The following is a 16,445-nucleotide window of genomic DNA, read 5'->3' on the forward strand; positions in this document are numbered from 1 at the left end:
GGTGCTAAACGATTCTCGCTTAAGCCATGAAGTTGAACTAACAGTATCTTTCCATGACTGCGATCCGATGGGCGTGGTGTGGCACGGTAACTATTTTCGTTTTTTCGAAGTGGCGCGCGAGGCGCTGCTGAGCAAATTTAACTATGGCTATCGCGAAATGCAGGCCTCTGGCTATGTGTGGCCTGTGGTCGATACGCGGGTGAAATACCGTGCGGCACTGACTTACGAGCAGCGTATACGCATTCGCGCCACTATCGAGGAAGTCGAGAATCGTTTGCGCATCGCCTACCAGATTTTTGATGCCAAAAGCGGCCAACGTGCCACGACCGGCTATACGATTCAGGTCGCGGTACAGGAAGGATGCCGTGAGCTGAGTTTTGTTTCTCCCCCCATTTTGTTTGAGCGCCTTGGAGTGACGCCATGATACGACTGATTGTCGCGGTTTTTGTGCTGTTGAGCGGTGTGGCGCAGGCCGTTACGCTGGATGATTTACAACAGCGGTTCAGCAGCCAGCCTGTCGTGCGGGCTGATTTCACCCAACTGCGTGAAATAAAGGGCATGGCAAAGCCGCTGAAATCTGGCGGACAACTGCTGATCGCGCAGGACAAAGGGCTGTGGTGGCATCAGGCCACGCCGTTTCCACTGACGATGGTGTTGGATGAAACGCGTATGGTTCAGGTGATGAACGGGCAAGCGCCGCAGATTGTCACAGCGGAAAGCAATCCGCAGATGTTTCAGTTTAACCACCTGTTACGCGCCTTGTTTCAGGCCGATCGCCTCGTATTAGAGCAGAATTTTTCCATTGATTTCACCGATCTCGGTAAGCAGCAATGGAAACTGGTGCTGACGCCCAAAACGTCGCCGTTAGATAAACTGTTTAACTCGATTACGCTGAACGGCGGTGAGTTTCTTGACGGCATTGCGCTGGATGACCGCCAAGGCGATATGACCCGAATTACGCTGAGCAATCAGCGAATCGAACCCCGGATGTTGAGCGATGATGAGCAACAGCGTTTCGTTTTCTGACGGCATTCGTCGTGCGGCGCGGGTTTGGATTGGCTGCTGTGTCGTGCTGATCGCCGCGCTGGCGCTGCTGCTGCCGAAGGCGCAGATCAACAGTAGCGTATTGGCGCTGCTGCCCAAGCAGTCGATGGGCGAACTTCCCCCTGAGTTACAGCAAGGTTTTATGCAGCGCCTCGATCGGCAGATGGTGTGGCTGGTGACGCCGGGCAAGCAGGCGGATTCTGCGGTCGCGGACTGGTGGCTGAAACACCTGCGTGCGCTTCCCGATCTACAGCAGGTTAATGGCCCTATTGATGCCGAACAGCAGCAGCGATGGGGGAAATTCGTTTTTGAACATCGCAATGGTCTGGTCGATCCCGTTACGCGCGCGCGATTAGAGAATGGCGGCGCGGCGCAGGCCGATTGGGTGCTGGCACAGCTTTATTCCGCGTTTGCCGGCGTGAGCGGCAAAGAGCTAAATCACGACCCGTTGATGCTGGTGCGTGGATCGCAACTGGCGTTGCAGCAAAATGCCAGCCAGTTGGGGCTGTCACAAGGCTGGTTAACGGCAAAAGATACGCAAGGCCGCACCTGGTATTTCCTGCACGGTGAGCTCAGTACTGGCTCGTTTGACATGGCGCGTAACCAGCAACTGGTTGATAAATTGGGTGTCCTTGAGCGCGATCTCAAGGCCGCATTCCCTGATGCCGAGGTGCTCACTCGCGGGACGGTACTGTTCAGCAACTATGCCAGCCAACAGGCCAGACAGGATGTCTCTACTCTCGGCGTCGCCACTGTGGTGGGTGTTCTGCTGCTGATCTTCTTTGTGTTTCGCTCACCACGCCCGCTGTTGCTATGTGGGCTATCGGTGGGCATCGGTGCGCTGGCAGGCACGGTCTTTACCCTGCTGCTGTTCGGTGAGCTACATTTGATGACGCTGGTGATGAGCATCAGCATTGTTGGGATTTCAGCGGATTATACGCTCTATTATTTGACCGAACGGATGGTGCACGGCGGCCATGTTTCGGCGATGGAAAGCCTTAAAAAAGTGCTGCCCGCGCTTCTGCTCGCGCTGGGAACGGCAGTTGTCGCCTACCTGATCATGGCGCTGGCACCGTTCCCCGGCTTACAGCAGCTGGCGGTGTTCGCCGCAACCGGGCTGACAGCCTCCTGTTTGACTGTGGTGTGCTGGTATCCTTTTCTGGTTAAGGGACTGCCAGTCAGGCCCGTGCCCGCGATGGTGCTGATGGGGCGCTGGCTGGCGGCGTGGCGGCGTCAGCGTGTCGTGCGTTTGGGGATTCCACTGGCGCTGCTGGTGCTTTCTGTCGTGGGGCTACTGCGGCTGGAGGTCAATGATGATATCTCCCAGCTACAGGCGCTGCCGCAGGATTTGATGCAACAAGAGCGGCAGTTGACGGCATTAACGGGACAGAGCGCCGATCAAACCTGGTTCGTGGTCTACGGCGATAGCGCAGAGGAGACATTGCGGCGTCTGGAACAGCTCGCGCCTAAACTGCGAGACGCGCAGCAACAGGCGTGGCTAAAGCAGTACCGGCTGCTGCCGCTTTCTTCTCAGGCACAGCAACAGCGCGATAGTCAGCTTATTGCGTCGGCCGCGCCTGCGGTTATCGAACGGCTCAAAGACACGGGCGTTGATGTGGCTATGCCAGACCTGCGACCGATGCCGGTTACGCCGGAGCGCTGGCTCGATAGCCCGATAAGTGAAGGGTGGCGGCTGCTGTGGCTGACGTTACCCAATGGGAAAAGCGGTGTTCTGGTTCCGGTCAGCGGCGTGAGCGATAGCGCTGCGCTGGGACAGATGGCTAAAACGTTACCGGGCGTGGAGTGGATCGACAGAAAAGGGACATTCGATGCCCTGTTCGGTTTCTATCGCGCCATGCTGGGATGGTTGCTGGCGGCTGCGCTGGTCGTGATTGCGCTGAGCTACGTGATCCGTCTTGGGCTGCGTCGTGGCGTCATCAATGTGGTGCCGTCGGTGCTGTCGCTGGGCGGCGGACTGGCGGTGCTGGCGTTGAGCGGTCATTCGCTGAACCTGTTCTCATTGTTGGCGCTGGTTCTGGTACTGGGGATCGGCATCAATTACACGCTGTTTTTCAGCAACCCACGCGGTACGCCGATGACTTCGCTGCTGGCGGTGACGCTGGCGATGTGCGTCGCCCTGCTGACGCTGGGTATGCTGGTTTTCAGCAGCACTCAGGCCATTAGCAGCTTCGGGATTGTGCTTTGTAGCGGTATTTTTATCGCCTTCTTGCTGGCGCCTCTGGCGTTGCCTGATTCAAAAGGGAAACGAAAATGACATTATTGCGACGTGGGCTTCTGCTTATTGGCGTACTGCTGCTCAGCAGCTGTGCCAGCAAACAGCATGATGATAATCGTCCACAGGCGTGGCTCAAACCGGGTGTGAAAGTCACGCTACCCGCCCCTGCGATTACTCCGTCGGTCAACGAACAGCAACTGTTGACGGGAACCTTTGACGGTAAGCAGCAATCGCTGCTGGTGATGTTGAGTGCCGATGATAAGCAGCTTTCACTGGTCGGGCTTTCCTCTATCGGTATTCGTCTGTTTAAGGTCACCTATGATGCGCAGGGTGTTCATACGGAACAGTCCATCGTCCTGCCACAGCTGCCGCCAGCCAGTCAGGTTCTGGCGGATATCATGCTGAGCCACTGGCCGATCGCCGTGTGGCAGACGCAGCTGCCAGCCGGTTGGACGCTGAAAGATAGCGATGACAAGAGACAACTGCGTGACGATCGCGGCACGCTGATTACGGAAATTCGCTATATGACGCGAAATAACCAGCGCGTGCCGATGAGCGTTCAGCAATTCGTTTTTGGTTATCACATCGTGATTCAACATCTGGATAGCTAGCATGATTTACATTAACGCCGTCGGGGCGCTGAATGCGCTGGGCAATAATCTGGATGAGATTGCCAACAACCTTGCCAGCGGCAATGCGCCGGGCATGCGCCCTGATACCGGATGGCTACTGCACGATAAGCCCTGTTGGACAGGGAATGTGGATGCGGAATTACCGGTTATTCCGGTGGAGCTGGCGGCGCATAACAGTCGTAATAACCAGCTTTTGCTGGCTGCACTGGAGCAAATTCGGCCTCAGGTTGACGCAGCTATCGCGCAGTTTGGCTCCGAACGGGTCGCGGTGATTCTGGGTACCAGTACCTCAGGATTGGATGAAGCCGATCGGTATGTCAGCGAAAATCTTTCCACTTATCACTATGCGCAGCAGGAACTTGGCGATCCCTCCCGGTTTCTGGCTGCCTATTTGGCGTTAAATGGTCCGGCTTACACCATATCAACCGCCTGCTCCTCCAGTGCCAGAGCGCTGATCAGCGGTAAGCGATTGATTGATGCCGGGTTGGTGGATGTCGCTATCGTCGGCGGCGCGGATACGCTGAGCCGTATGCCGCTAAATGGCTTCGATAGCCTTGAATCACTCGCTTCAACGCGCTGCCAGCCGTTCAGCGAAGAACGTAACGGGATCACCATCGGTGAAGGCGTGGCGCTTATGCTGATTGGGCGGCAACCCGCTCGCGTGGCGATATTGGGCGTCGGGGAGTCATCCGATGCTCACCATATGTCGGCACCGCACCCGGAAGGTGAAGGGGCGATTCGCGCGATCAATATGGCGTTGTCGCAAGCGGGATTGCAGCCTGAGGACGTGGGTTATATCAATTTACACGGTACCGCTACGCGCCTGAATGACCAGATTGAAGCCAACGTGGTTCACGCCGTTTTTGGCGATCGCGTGCCTTGTAGCTCAACCAAACACCTTACCGGTCATACGCTGGGCGCGGCGGGGATTAGTGAAGCCGCGATCTGTTGGCTGCTTCTGACACGGGATCTTCCTTTGCCTGCGCAGGATTTCTCATGCAGTCACCCCGATGCCTCACTGCCGTCATGCGGCTTGCTCAGTGCGCCTGCTCCGCTTGCACGCCCGGTCATTCTGTCTAACTCTTTTGCGTTTGGCGGCAACAATACGTGTCTGATTCTGGGGACGAATCATGAATGAGTATCTGTCTGCGGCAGCTTATCTGCCCCATTCATCCCCTATGGTGCTGGTGGACGAGGTGATCCACGTTGATGATGAACACGCACACTGTCGTGTCGTGGTCAGCCGCGAGAGCATTTTGGCACCGTTTCTGAATGCGCAGGGACATCTGCCAGCTTGGTTTGGTATCGAAATTATTGCTCAAACGGTCGGGGTCTGGTCTGGCTGGCACGGGCGTCAAATCAGTGGGCTACAAGATAAGCCACGTCCCGGTATGTTGCTGGGCGGGCGGGGTTATCGCTGCAAGCAGGATAATTTTCCTGCCGGCTCCCTACTTGATGTAACCGTTACGCTGCTGATGCGTGACGATAAAATTGGTAGCTTTGAGGGTGAGATCGCGATAGCCGGAGAGACGTATGCCTCTGGCCGGTTGAACACCTATCAGCCTGACGAACATGAGTTAAAAGCACTTCTAGAACAGGGAAAGCTATTATGACAACCGGAAGAACGGCTATGACAACCGGAAAAACAAGCATGACGCGTTCTGTGTTAGTGACGGGTGCCAGCAAAGGGATTGGTCGAGCCATTGCGCTGCGTCTGGCGACGGATGGTTTTACTGTGGTGGTGCATTATCACCGTGATGAAAACGGGGCGCAGGAAACCTTACGCCAGATTACGGCGCAAAACGGTTCTGGCCGTATCGTCAGCTTCGATATTGCCGCTCGGGAAACGTGTCGCACCGTGATCGAACAGGATATTGAGGCGAACGGTGCCTATTATGGCGTGGTCAGTAATGCCGGTATCACCTGTGACGGCGCTTTTCCCGCCCTCGACGAGCAGGCGTGGGATAGCGTCATTCACACCAATCTCGATAGCTTCTATAACGTGATTCATCCTTGTGTGATGCCGATGATCGGCCTGCGTAACGGTGGACGCATTATCACGCTATCTTCGGTTTCCGGGATCATGGGAAATCGGGGGCAGGTTAACTACAGCGCCGCGAAAGCGGGCATTATCGGCGCAACGAAAGCGCTGGCGATTGAACTGGCGAAGCGAAAAATCACCGTTAACTGTATCGCACCCGGTTTGATTGATACTGGCATGATTCAAATGGAGCCGGTAGCCGTTGAAGAAGCCATGAAGATGATTCCCATGAAGCGCATGGGGCAGGCGGAAGAAGTCGCAGGGCTGGCGAGTTATCTTATGTCCGATATCGCGAGTTATGTCACGCGTCAGGTCATTTCTATTAATGGAGGGATGCTGTGATGCGTCGTGTTGTGGTAACGGGAATGGGCGGCGTCACCGCGTTTGGTGAGTCCTGGGAAAGCGTGTCTGACGGGTTGCGTGCTGGTCGTAATGCGATACGTAAGATGCCCGAATGGCAGATTTATGATGGCCTGAATACGCAGTTGGGCTCGCCGATTGATCACTTCAGTCTGCCAGAACACTACACGCGTAAGCGCATTCGCTCGATGGGGCGCGTGTCTCTGATGGCAACCCGAGCAACCGAACTGGCGCTGGAACAGGCTGGGCTGATTGGTCATCCGGTGCTGACTAACGGAGAAACCGGCATTGCTTACGGCTCCTCTACGGGCAGCACAGGGCCGGTGAGCGAATTTGCCACCATGCTGACCGAGAAGCACACCAATAATATTACCGGTACGACCTATGTGCAGATGATGCCGCATACCACAGCGGTAAATGCCGGCCTGTTTTTCGGCCTGCGCGGCCGTGTGATTCCGACGTCCAGCGCCTGTACGTCGGGAAGTCAGGCGATTGGCTACGCTTGGGAAGCGATTCGTCATGGCTATCAGACAGTCATGGTAGCGGGCGGTGCGGAAGAACTGTGCCCGTCAGAGGCGGCCGTGTTTGATACGCTGTTTGCCACCAGCCAACGCAACGATGCGCCGGAAACGACGCCGTCGCCTTTTGACACCCGCCGTGACGGTCTGGTTATCGGCGAAGGCGCGGGGACGTTAGTGCTTGAAGAGCTTGAGCATGCATTAGCGCGTGGGGCGACGATTTATGCTGAACTGGTTGGATTTTACACCAACTGTGATGCGGCACATATTACACAACCCCAGCGTGAAACCATGCAGATTTGTATTGAAGGATCGCTGCGCTGCGCGGGTTTGCAGCCTAGCGATGTGGGTTATATCAGCGCACACGGTACCGCAACCGATCGGGGTGATGTCGCGGAGAGTCTGGCTACCGCTGCCGTGTTCGGTAAATCCACGCCGATTTCATCGCTAAAAAGCTATTTCGGCCATACGCTGGGCGCCTGTGGTGCACTTGAAGCATGGATGAGTATTGAAATGATGCGTGAAGGTTGGTTTGCACCGACGCTTAATTTACGGCAACCTGCAGAAGACTGTGGCGAGCTGGATTACATCATGGGTGAGCCACGCCATATTGAGACGGATTACATCCAGTCTAATAACTTTGCCTTTGGCGGCATCAATACGTCGCTGATTTTCCGCCGTTGGCAATAATGGATTGAGAACGTTAACGGGTTCATGATGAATAACAAACAACAATACCTGGATATCGCTGAAGGGAAGGGTGAAAAAGCGCCTTCAACGATGGTGGCTTTTTCCTCACGAGAGATGAATTATCCGCTGCTGGAAAGCCTGTTAGAGGCGCAATCATTTTTCACCGATGGCGAAGTAAGCTATACCGAGCAGGAACAGGGCGGATTCTTTTATACCTGTCGTCATCATGATCGCGAGCTGACCTTTTATCTTGAGATTTCAGAGCGCGATCCCGAGAACCAAATCGCGCCAGTGTATTCAACCGACCCGATTTCGCCCGAGCTACTGGCACAGGCGAATGCGGCGACGCAAGAAGTGATGGTTGAGTGTATTTTTGGGCAGAATCCGCTGGAAGACTACGTTCATCAGCTTCGTTTATTAAGCGCTGCGATACCGGATTTTCTCCTGGGCATCGATATTTCCGCTGCTGGTAATGTGTTTACCCGTGAATGGCTACGTTTTCAGCTGGAAGATGATGTCCTGCCGGAAATTGAATCGCTGTATACCATTCACGCCGTGTACGACACCGAGAACGATCCGCCAACGACATTCTGGTTCCACTCGCATGGTCTGGCGCGATGTGGCCTGACAGAGGCTGAATTAGTCATTCCCGAGACGCTCAGCTCGTATTATGGCATCCCGGATTTATTCAGAAGTTTTGTCAATAATGCCATTCAAAATCAGCAAATTACCTTTAACGAACCGATTCTGTGTGGGCAAACGGACAGTGGCTATGAATATCTGGTGGCGTTGCCGTTTGAAGAAGGGCTACGGCATGTGAATCAATCCACGCCGATTGACCAACTGCGGCCTCTGGAAGACATGCGCTACGATCTGGAAGGGACGCCGGAAGGCGTGTTTCTGGGCGATTGCGCCGATCGGGATGACGTGCATCAGGAGCCTTCCTGTATGCTGTTTCGTACCAATGAAGAAAACCCTGTACTGCAAACGTTCTTTAAAGGATTTGATGAGCAGAATGCCATCATGTTCTGGCGCACGAATGCGGAAACGGCAGAAATGTCACGTAAGGCACAGCTGCGCTGGCACTATTTCGTCAATATGTTTAAAAACTACCACGTGAGTGACGAACCCGCTAAGCCGGGTTTTTTAGCGAAACTACTCAAAAAAGCACCTGAGCCTGTCGAAAGTGAATGGCGCTTTATGGTGAAGTTTGGCATTCCTCATGGCGAAGAGGGAGAAGAGCGTGAACACATGTGGTTTGTGCCCGAAAAAATCGACGACGCGGTCGTCACCGGGACATTAATCAATCATCCGTTCTACGTTGAGGATATGCAGGAAGGCGGTGTTTACTCTATTGATATATCGTGGGTAACCGACTGGGCGATTTATTATCAGGGCGATAGCTATAAGCCTGATACAATTTACAAATTGCTGAGCCATAGCCAGACTCACTGATCTCTTTCCTTCCCCAGTCAGAACGCCTGTTCTGGCTGGTGGCACCTGAATTTCCCAGCCTTCTGTGTCTTTGTCATAAAACTGTCATATTACGTACATTTTACTGTCACCGAATTGTCCTATTTTTCCTCCTGCGAACTACACTCTGATTTGATAACTCTGATTTGATAACTCTGATAGATAACGACGTTACGTCGACACGTTTGAGTATCCCACAGGAGGGATTATGAAACCGATGCGTACCACTCTTGCCAGTGTTGTTGCGGCAACTCTTTCTCTGACGGCATTTTCTGCTTTAGCTGCTGCTAACCTCACCGGTGCCGGTGCGACATTCCCTGCGCCTGTTTATGCCAAATGGGCTGACTCCTATCAAAAAGAAACCGGTAATAAAGTTAACTATCAAGGCATCGGTTCTTCTGGCGGTGTAAAACAGATTATCGCTAAAACGGTCGATTTCGGTGCTTCTGACGCGCCTCTGGCTGACGAAAAATTAGCACAGGATGGTTTATTCCAGTTCCCAACCGTTATCGGTGGCGTGGTGCTGGCAGTGAACGTTCCTGGTATCAAATCTGGCGATTTAACGCTGGATGGTAAAACGCTGGGTGATATCTACCTGGGCAACATCAAAAAATGGAACGACCCAGCAATCACTAAACTGAACCCGAATGCCAAGCTGCCGGATCAGGACATCGCTGTGGTTCGTCGTGCTGACGGCTCTGGTACGTCTTTCGTGTTCACTAGCTACCTGGCAAAAGTGAACCCAGAGTGGAAAGAGAAGATTGGCGCAGGTTCTACCGTGAACTGGCCAACCGGTCTGGGCGGTAAAGGTAACGATGGTATCGCGGCGTTCGTACAGCGTCTGCCTGGTTCTATCGGCTACGTAGAATACGCGTATGCCAAGCAGAACAACCTGGCTTACACCAAACTGATTTCTGCCGATGGCAAAGCAGTTAGCCCAACTGGCGCAAGCTTCAGCAACGCAGCTAAAGAGATCGACTGGAGCAAGTCTTTCGCTCAGGATCTGACGAACCAGAAAGGCGCTGATGCATGGCCGATCACTTCAACCACGTTCATCCTGGTTCACACCAAACAGGAAAAACCTGAGCAGGGCACTGAAGTGTTGAAATTCTTCGACTGGGCGTTCAAAAAAGGCGGTGAGCAAGCTGAAGCGCTGGATTACGCCACGTTGCCAAAAGAAGTGGTTGAGCAAATCCGTGCTGCCTGGAAAACTCAGGTAAAAGACAGCAGCGGTAAAGCACTGTACTAATTATTGTATCGACACGTCGTGTTGATACCCAGAGCGTGATGAGGTTGTCAGGTTCTGGGAAATACGTAGTGGAATAACAAGTCGTATCGGGGCGGAGAGGTGATAGCAACCTCTCTGCCTTCAATAGCTTATCAAATGTAGTTAAAACGAGAAGAGAGACGTATGGCGGAGTACAAGCCAACTATCAAAGCCCCGGGAAAGTATGGCGATATCCTCTTCAGCGCGCTGGTAAAACTGGCGGCGCTGGTCACGCTACTGCTATTGGGTGGCATCATTGTTTCCCTGATTGTGGCGTCCTGGCCTAGCATCGAGAAGTTCGGTTTTGCCTTCTTGTGGACGAAAGAGTGGGATGCGCCCGCAGAGCAGTTTGGTGCACTGGTTCCGATTTACGGCACCATCGTTACCTCACTGATTGCACTGACTATTGCGATTCCGATTAGCTTCGGGATTGCGCTATTTCTGACAGAACTGGCACCAGCCTGGTTGAAGCGTCCGCTTGGCGTGGCGATTGAATTGCTGGCGGCCATACCGAGTATTGTTTATGGCATGTGGGGGCTGTTCATTTTCGCTCCGCTGTTTGCCAAATACTTCCAACAGCCGGTGGGCAACGTCCTGTCCGGTATTCCTATTGTTGGCTCGCTGTTCTCCGGCCCAGCATTCGGGATCGGTATTCTGGCTGCTGGTGTCATTCTGGCCATCATGATTATCCCGTACATTGCGGCGGTGATGCGTGATGTGTTTGAGCAAACGCCGGTGATGATGAAAGAGTCCGCTTACGGCATTGGCTGTACGACGTGGGAAGTCATCTGGCGCATTGTGCTGCCTTACACCAAAAACGGTGTGATCGGCGGGGTGATGTTGGGACTGGGACGCGCGTTGGGGGAAACCATGGCGGTGACCTTTATCATCGGTAACACCTACCAGCTCGACAGCGCGTCACTGTATATGCCAGGCAACAGTATTACTTCTGCGCTGGCGAACGAATTCGCTGAAGCGGAATCCGGCCTGCACACGGCGGCGCTGATGGAGCTGGGGCTGATTCTGTTTGTGATTACCTTTATTGTTCTGGCATGTTCAAAGCTGATGGTTATGCGTCTGGCTAAAAATGAGGGGGCGCGCTAATGGCTACATTAGGCATAGAGCAAGACGCTGCTCTGGAGCGTTCGCGGCGTAAAATGCAGGCCTGGCGTCGCCAGAAAAACCGGATTGCGCTGTTCTTATCCATGTCCACGATGGTGTTCGGCCTGTTCTGGCTGGTCTGGATTCTGTTTTCGACCGTGACCCGAGGCGTGGATGGCATGTCTCTGGCGTTGTTTACCGAAATGACGCCGCCGCCTAATACGGCGGGTGGCGGGTTGGCGAATGCCATCGTCGGGAGCGGATTACTGATTCTGTGGGCAACGCTGCTGGGTACACCGCTGGGGATTATGGCGGGCATTTATCTGGCGGAATACGGTCGTAAATCCTGGATCGCCGAAGTGATTCGTTTCATCAACGACATTCTGCTGTCTGCACCGTCGATTGTGGTGGGTCTGTTTGTCTACACGCTTGTGGTGGCAAAAATGCAGCACTTCTCCGGCTGGGCAGGCGTGATTGCGCTGGCGCTGTTGCAGGTACCGATTGTGATTCGTACCACCGAGAACATGCTTAAACTGGTGCCGGATAGCCTGCGTGAAGCGGCTTATGCGCTGGGTACGCCGAAATGGAAAATGATTTCTGCAATTACGCTGAAGGCATCGGTATCGGGCATCATCACCGGGGTATTGTTGGCCATCGCGCGTATCGCTGGGGAAACCGCGCCGCTGCTGTTTACGTCGCTGTCGAATCAGTTCTGGAGCACGGATATGATGCATCCGATTGCTAACCTGCCAGTCACCATATTTAAGTTTGCCATGAGCCCGTTTGTGGAGTGGCAACAGCTGGCTTGGGCGGGTGTACTGCTGATTACGATGTGTGTGCTGCTGCTGAATATTCTGGCGCGCGTTATTTTCTCTGCCAAGAAGCACTAATTCGCTAAGAAATAGTCGTTTTCTGAGAAACATTAAATAAATTCAAGGTGCTGCCAGGCAGCGCCAGGAAAAAGAGAGAAGTCTTGATGAGTATGGCTACTGAGACATCCAACAAAATCCAGGTACGCGATCTGAATTTCTATTACGGAAAATTCCATGCGTTGAAAAATATTACGCTGGATATTGCCGCGAATCAGGTTACCGCGTTTATCGGCCCGTCCGGCTGTGGTAAATCCACGCTGCTGCGTACGCTGAACAAAATGTATCAGCTCTACCCTGAGCAGCGCGCCGAAGGCGACATCCTGCTGGATGGCAATAACATCCTGACGGATAAGCAAGATATCGCGCTGCTGCGCGCCAAAGTCGGCATGGTGTTCCAGAAGCCGACGCCGTTCCCGATGTCCATTTACGACAACATCGCGTTTGGTGTGCGCCTGTTTGAAAAGCTGTCTCGTGCTGATATGGATGAGCGTGTCCAGTGGGCGTTGACTAAAGCGGCGCTGTGGCAAGAGACGAAAGATAAACTGCACCAGAGCGGCTATAGCCTGTCCGGTGGTCAACAGCAGCGTTTATGTATTGCGCGCGGTATCGCGATTCGCCCGGATGTCTTGCTGCTGGATGAACCTTGCTCAGCCCTCGACCCGATTTCTACCGGCCGTATTGAAGAGCTGATCTCCGAACTGAAAAAAGACTACACCGTGGTCATCGTGACGCACAACATGCAGCAGGCAGCGCGTTGTTCAGATCATACGGCGTTTATGTATTTGGGTGAGCTGATTGAGTTCAGCGATACTGATACCCTGTTTACTGCTCCACGGCAGAAACAGACTGAAGATTACATCACCGGCCGTTACGGTTGATTAGGAAGCATCATGGATAATCTGAATCTGAACAAACACATTTCCGGTCAGTTTAACGCCGAACTGGAACACATCCGCACGCAGGTCCTGACCATGGGCGGGCTGGTGGAGCAACAACTGAGTGACGCGATTACCGCGATGCATAATCAGGACGCGAATCTGGCTCAGCAGGTTATTGAAGGCGACGCCAAAGTTAACATGATGGAAGTGGCGATCGATGAGGCCTGCGTGCGCATTATTGCGAAGCGCCAGCCTACCGCCAGCGATCTGCGTCTGGTGATGGCGATCATCAAAACCATCTCCGAGCTGGAACGTATCGGTGACGTGGCGGATAAAATCTGTCGCACCGCGCTGGAGAAATTCTCCCATCAGCATCAGCCGCTGCTGGTGAGTCTGGAGTCATTAGGGCGCCACACCGTACAGATGCTGCATGATGTGCTGGATGCGTTTGCCCGCATGGATCTGGACGAAGCGATTCGTATTTATCGCGAAGACAAAAAAGTGGATAAAGAGTACGAAGGGATTGTGCGTCAACTGATGACCCACATGATGGAAGATCCTCGCACCATCCCAAGCGTACTGACGGCGTTGTTCTGCGCTCGTTCTATCGAGCGTATCGGTGACCGTTGCCAGAACATCTGCGAATTTATCTTCTATTTCGTCAAAGGTCAGGATTTCCGCCACCTCGGCGGCGATGCGCTGGAAAAGCTGCTGGCGCAGAAAGATAAGAAAGAAGAAGAGTAAGCCCGTTCTTACGCTTATCATGCTGACGCCCTGCTTGCAGGGCGTTATTTTTTATCAGGATTTAGTTTTTATCAGGGTAATGAATCAAATCGTGGAAGCGCACCGTGGTGTCGGCAGGGTTGTGGTAGCGGTGTTCTCTGTCGGCGGCAAAGCGTAGCGCATCCCCGGCGGACAACACATGCGTCTGCCCATCAACGGTCATCTCCAGTTGTCCCTCCAACACAATAATATGCTCGATCACCCCGTTTTCATGCGCCGATGAGGTGCTGCTGGCACCCGCCGCCAGCTCAATCACCAACATATCAAAACGTAGTTTTTCGTCGAAGGGGAAGAGGGGAACCACGTGCATTCCCGCTTCGTCTTCCCTGAATGACGATCCCGCACCCGAGCGATAGGTCACGTCTTCATCCGCGAGCGTCGGTTCGATAAAGGTAGAGAACGCGACATTCATGCCGGTTGCAATTTTCCACAGAGTGGCGACCGTCGGGCTGGATTCACCGCGCTCGATCTGGCCGAGCATTGCTTTGCTCACACCCGTCTCTTCTGCCGCCCGCGTGAGGCTCCAGCCTTTCTCTTGCCTTAACGTTTTCAACGTATTGCCAATGTGGCTGGTTAGCTCATCAGACATCAATATTGGCTCCTGCTTGTGCGTTATAGCGCACGCTGCTATGTTAACGCTTTCTGTGCGTTATAACGCACAACAAAAGTGAAGGTATACCATGCCTGCGTCATTTGCGCTAAAAGATGTCACCTTTTCGACCCTCATCGCTGGCTTTGTTGCGGTGCTGGTGGGCTACACCAGCTCGGCCGCCATCATTTTTCAGGCAGCGGAAGCGGCGGGTGCCAGTGCGGTGCAGATCGGCGGCTGGTTAAGTATGTTGGGGATTGCCCAAGGGCTGGCATCGATTAGCCTGTCGCTGTACTACCGTGCGCCGATACTGGCGGCGTGGTCAACACCGGGGGCGGCTCTGCTGGTCACCAGCCTGCCGGGTACGTCGCTCAATGAGGCGATCGGCGTATTTCTGTTTGCCTCCGCGCTTATCTTTATCTGTGGGATCACTGGTCTTTTTGCCCGCCTGATGAATGTGATTCCGCAGGCCATTTCTGCCGCAATGCTGGCGGGTATTTTGCTGCGCTTTGGCGCTGATGCCTTTCTTTCCCTGCAACAGGATTTCTGGCTGGCTTTTGCGATGTGCGTAACCTATTTGCTCAGCCGTCGGTTGCTGCCGCGCTTTGCTATTGTGCTGACGCTGCTTGCTGGCCTGCTGCTGGCCTTATTTCGTGGGCAAATTGCGGTTTCTGATTCGCCGCTGGTGTTCGCTGCGCCGGAATTCATTACACCGCATTTTTCGTGGGCGTCTCTGCTTGGTGTAGGTATTCCGTTTTTCATTGTCACCATGGCATCGCAGAACGCACCGGGCGTTGCCACGCTGAAAGCGGCGGGCTATCAGGTTCCCATATCACCGCTGATTACCATTACTGCATTAATCGCGCTGATTTTGACGCCGTTCGGTGGTTTTTCCGTGTGTATCGCCGCGATTACCGCCGCGATCTGTATGGGGCCGGACGTGCATCCCGATCCGAAGAAACGCTATCTTGCTGCCGTTGCTGCTGGTGGGTTTTATCTGCTGGCGGGCGTTTTTGGCGGTTCTATCGGGCAGCTTTTCACAGCTTTGCCGCAGCCGCTGATTCACGCTATCGCCGGTTTGGCGCTGCTCAGCACTATTTCAGGCAGTTTGTATCGCGCGTTGCTGGATGAAAAACAGCGGGATGCCGCGGTGGTCACCTTCCTGATTACCGCTTCTGGATTGACGCTGTGGGGAATTGGTGCGGCATTTTGGGGACTGATTGGGGGGATGATGACCTGGTTTATTTTGTCAGTAAGGGAAAAGAGTTAGAGCTAAATGCGCAAAGGAAAACACACGAGAGCGCAATGTGTCTTAAATGGGATACTCTGTGTTTCTGGTTGAGGTAGTGTGGGCAATATAGCCTTGTGTTAAATATGGATTTATTACAACGGAGGCTTCATGAATTTTCACCATCTGCGTATAGCACGACCAGTAAGCAATCTGAAGCTCAGTTGTGAAATGTACTGTCGTGGGCTTGATCTAAAAAAATTAGGTTCATTTTCAGACCATGAAGGTTTTAGCGGAGCTATGTTGGGGTGTAGTGATTTAGGCTGGCACCTTGAATTTACGCAGTGCCATCACCATCCGGTATCACCTTCTCCATCGGATGAGGATTTACTGGTTCTGTACATCGTGGATAAGGTGTTATGGGACGAGGCATGTTCAAGAATGGACGAGGCCGGATTTGCTAGAGTCAGCTCGTTCAATCCTTACTGGGATAAAGATGGTGTGACTTTTCATGATCATGATGGGTACAGGATTGTTATCCAGAACCGGCAGTGGGAATAACCTTGACAGCGCTTTATAGGCCTATGGTAAATAGAATGTATAGGCTAGCTCACTCGGACTAGCATGAAAGCAAAAAAGGCTCACCATATGGCGAGCCTTTTTTGTATAGCGACTTCTGTTGTCCTCGGGGGAAGCATTGCTGCTAACAAGTCCCGTGGCTAGTGATATCAGT

The 16,445-nt window shown here is 53.5% G+C and carries 17 protein-coding genes; 16 read left to right on the top strand and 1 reads right to left on the bottom strand.

Annotated features, from left to right (window positions below):
• Nucleotide 1: 1 nt before the first annotated feature.
• The 14 genes from BJJ97_RS05140 (at nt 2) to phoU (ending at nt 13,856) form a co-directional block, all read left to right on the top strand.
• A complete protein-coding gene (locus tag BJJ97_RS05140) occupies nt 2-424 on the top strand; it encodes an acyl-CoA thioesterase (RefSeq protein WP_095993267.1) in 423 nt (140 codons plus the stop codon).
• Nucleotides 421-1,026 (top strand): LolA family protein, encoded by a 606-nt coding sequence (locus tag BJJ97_RS05145; protein ID WP_095701066.1) that lies wholly within the window; start codon nt 421-423, stop codon nt 1,024-1,026. The genes BJJ97_RS05140 and BJJ97_RS05145 overlap by 4 nt, the downstream gene beginning before the upstream one ends.
• Complete coding sequence (locus BJJ97_RS05150; RefSeq protein ID WP_095993268.1) at nt 998-3,319, top strand: MMPL family transporter; 2,322 nt, start codon at nt 998-1,000, stop codon at nt 3,317-3,319. The genes BJJ97_RS05145 and BJJ97_RS05150 overlap by 29 nt, the downstream gene beginning before the upstream one ends.
• On the top strand, nt 3,316-3,891 hold the full coding sequence (locus tag BJJ97_RS05155) for a DUF3261 domain-containing protein (RefSeq protein ID WP_039502539.1): 576 nt from the start codon (nt 3,316-3,318) through the stop codon (nt 3,889-3,891). The genes BJJ97_RS05150 and BJJ97_RS05155 overlap by 4 nt, the downstream gene beginning before the upstream one ends.
• 1 nt (nt 3,892) lies before the next feature.
• Nucleotides 3,893-5,050, top strand: coding sequence for a beta-ketoacyl-[acyl-carrier-protein] synthase family protein (locus BJJ97_RS05160; protein WP_095993269.1), 1,158 nt, complete (start codon nt 3,893-3,895; stop codon nt 5,048-5,050).
• A complete protein-coding gene (locus tag BJJ97_RS05165) occupies nt 5,043-5,525 on the top strand; it encodes an ApeP family dehydratase (protein WP_095993270.1) in 483 nt (160 codons plus the stop codon). Before BJJ97_RS05160 ends, BJJ97_RS05165 begins: the two co-directional genes overlap by 8 nt.
• Nucleotides 5,526-5,563: 38 nt before the next feature.
• Nucleotides 5,564-6,295 carry a 3-ketoacyl-ACP reductase FabG2 gene (locus tag BJJ97_RS05170; protein ID WP_095993271.1) on the top strand — a complete coding sequence of 244 codons (732 nt, stop codon included), beginning with the start codon at nt 5,564-5,566 and terminating at the stop codon, nt 6,293-6,295.
• Nucleotides 6,295-7,521, top strand: coding sequence for a beta-ketoacyl-ACP synthase (locus tag BJJ97_RS05175; RefSeq protein WP_095993272.1), 1,227 nt, complete (start codon nt 6,295-6,297; stop codon nt 7,519-7,521). Before BJJ97_RS05170 ends, BJJ97_RS05175 begins: the two co-directional genes overlap by 1 nt.
• A gap of 27 nt (nt 7,522-7,548) precedes the next feature.
• Complete coding sequence (locus BJJ97_RS05180) at nt 7,549-8,976, top strand: DUF4026 domain-containing protein (protein WP_095993273.1); 1,428 nt, start codon at nt 7,549-7,551, stop codon at nt 8,974-8,976.
• A gap of 226 nt (nt 8,977-9,202) precedes the next feature.
• A complete protein-coding gene (gene pstS / locus BJJ97_RS05185) occupies nt 9,203-10,243 on the top strand; it encodes a phosphate ABC transporter substrate-binding protein PstS (protein WP_095993274.1) in 1,041 nt (346 codons plus the stop codon).
• Nucleotides 10,244-10,405: 162 nt separating this feature from the next.
• Nucleotides 10,406-11,365, top strand: a complete 960-nt coding sequence (gene pstC / locus BJJ97_RS05190; RefSeq protein WP_095993275.1) for a phosphate ABC transporter permease PstC — start codon at nt 10,406-10,408, stop codon at nt 11,363-11,365.
• Nucleotides 11,365-12,252 carry a phosphate ABC transporter permease PstA gene (gene pstA / locus BJJ97_RS05195; protein WP_039275952.1) on the top strand — a complete coding sequence of 296 codons (888 nt, stop codon included), beginning with the start codon at nt 11,365-11,367 and terminating at the stop codon, nt 12,250-12,252. The genes pstC and pstA overlap by 1 nt, the downstream gene beginning before the upstream one ends.
• An 86-nt stretch (nt 12,253-12,338) precedes the next feature.
• Nucleotides 12,339-13,112, top strand: coding sequence for a phosphate ABC transporter ATP-binding protein PstB (pstB, locus tag BJJ97_RS05200; RefSeq protein ID WP_010681437.1), 774 nt, complete (start codon nt 12,339-12,341; stop codon nt 13,110-13,112).
• Between the two features lie 12 nt (nt 13,113-13,124).
• Complete coding sequence (phoU, locus tag BJJ97_RS05205; protein ID WP_095993276.1) at nt 13,125-13,856, top strand: phosphate signaling complex protein PhoU; 732 nt, start codon at nt 13,125-13,127, stop codon at nt 13,854-13,856.
• Nucleotides 13,857-13,917: 61 nt separating this feature from the next.
• On the opposite strand, the gene BJJ97_RS05210 is transcribed toward phoU, so the two are convergent.
• A complete protein-coding gene (locus tag BJJ97_RS05210; RefSeq protein ID WP_095993277.1) occupies nt 13,918-14,484 on the bottom strand; it encodes a helix-turn-helix domain-containing protein in 567 nt (188 codons plus the stop codon).
• Between the two features lie 91 nt (nt 14,485-14,575).
• Here BJJ97_RS05210 and BJJ97_RS05215 point away from each other — a divergent pair, with 91 nt between their 5' ends.
• Complete coding sequence (locus BJJ97_RS05215) at nt 14,576-15,754, top strand: benzoate/H(+) symporter BenE family transporter (RefSeq protein ID WP_095993278.1); 1,179 nt, start codon at nt 14,576-14,578, stop codon at nt 15,752-15,754.
• Between the two features lie 129 nt (nt 15,755-15,883).
• On the top strand, nt 15,884-16,273 hold the full coding sequence (locus tag BJJ97_RS05220) for a VOC family protein (RefSeq protein ID WP_095993279.1): 390 nt from the start codon (nt 15,884-15,886) through the stop codon (nt 16,271-16,273).
• Nucleotides 16,274-16,445 lie beyond the last annotated feature (172 nt).

The sequence above is a fragment of the Pectobacterium polaris genome (assembly GCF_002307355.1).
GTDB classification, from domain to species: Bacteria; Pseudomonadota; Gammaproteobacteria; order Enterobacterales; family Enterobacteriaceae; genus Pectobacterium; species Pectobacterium polare.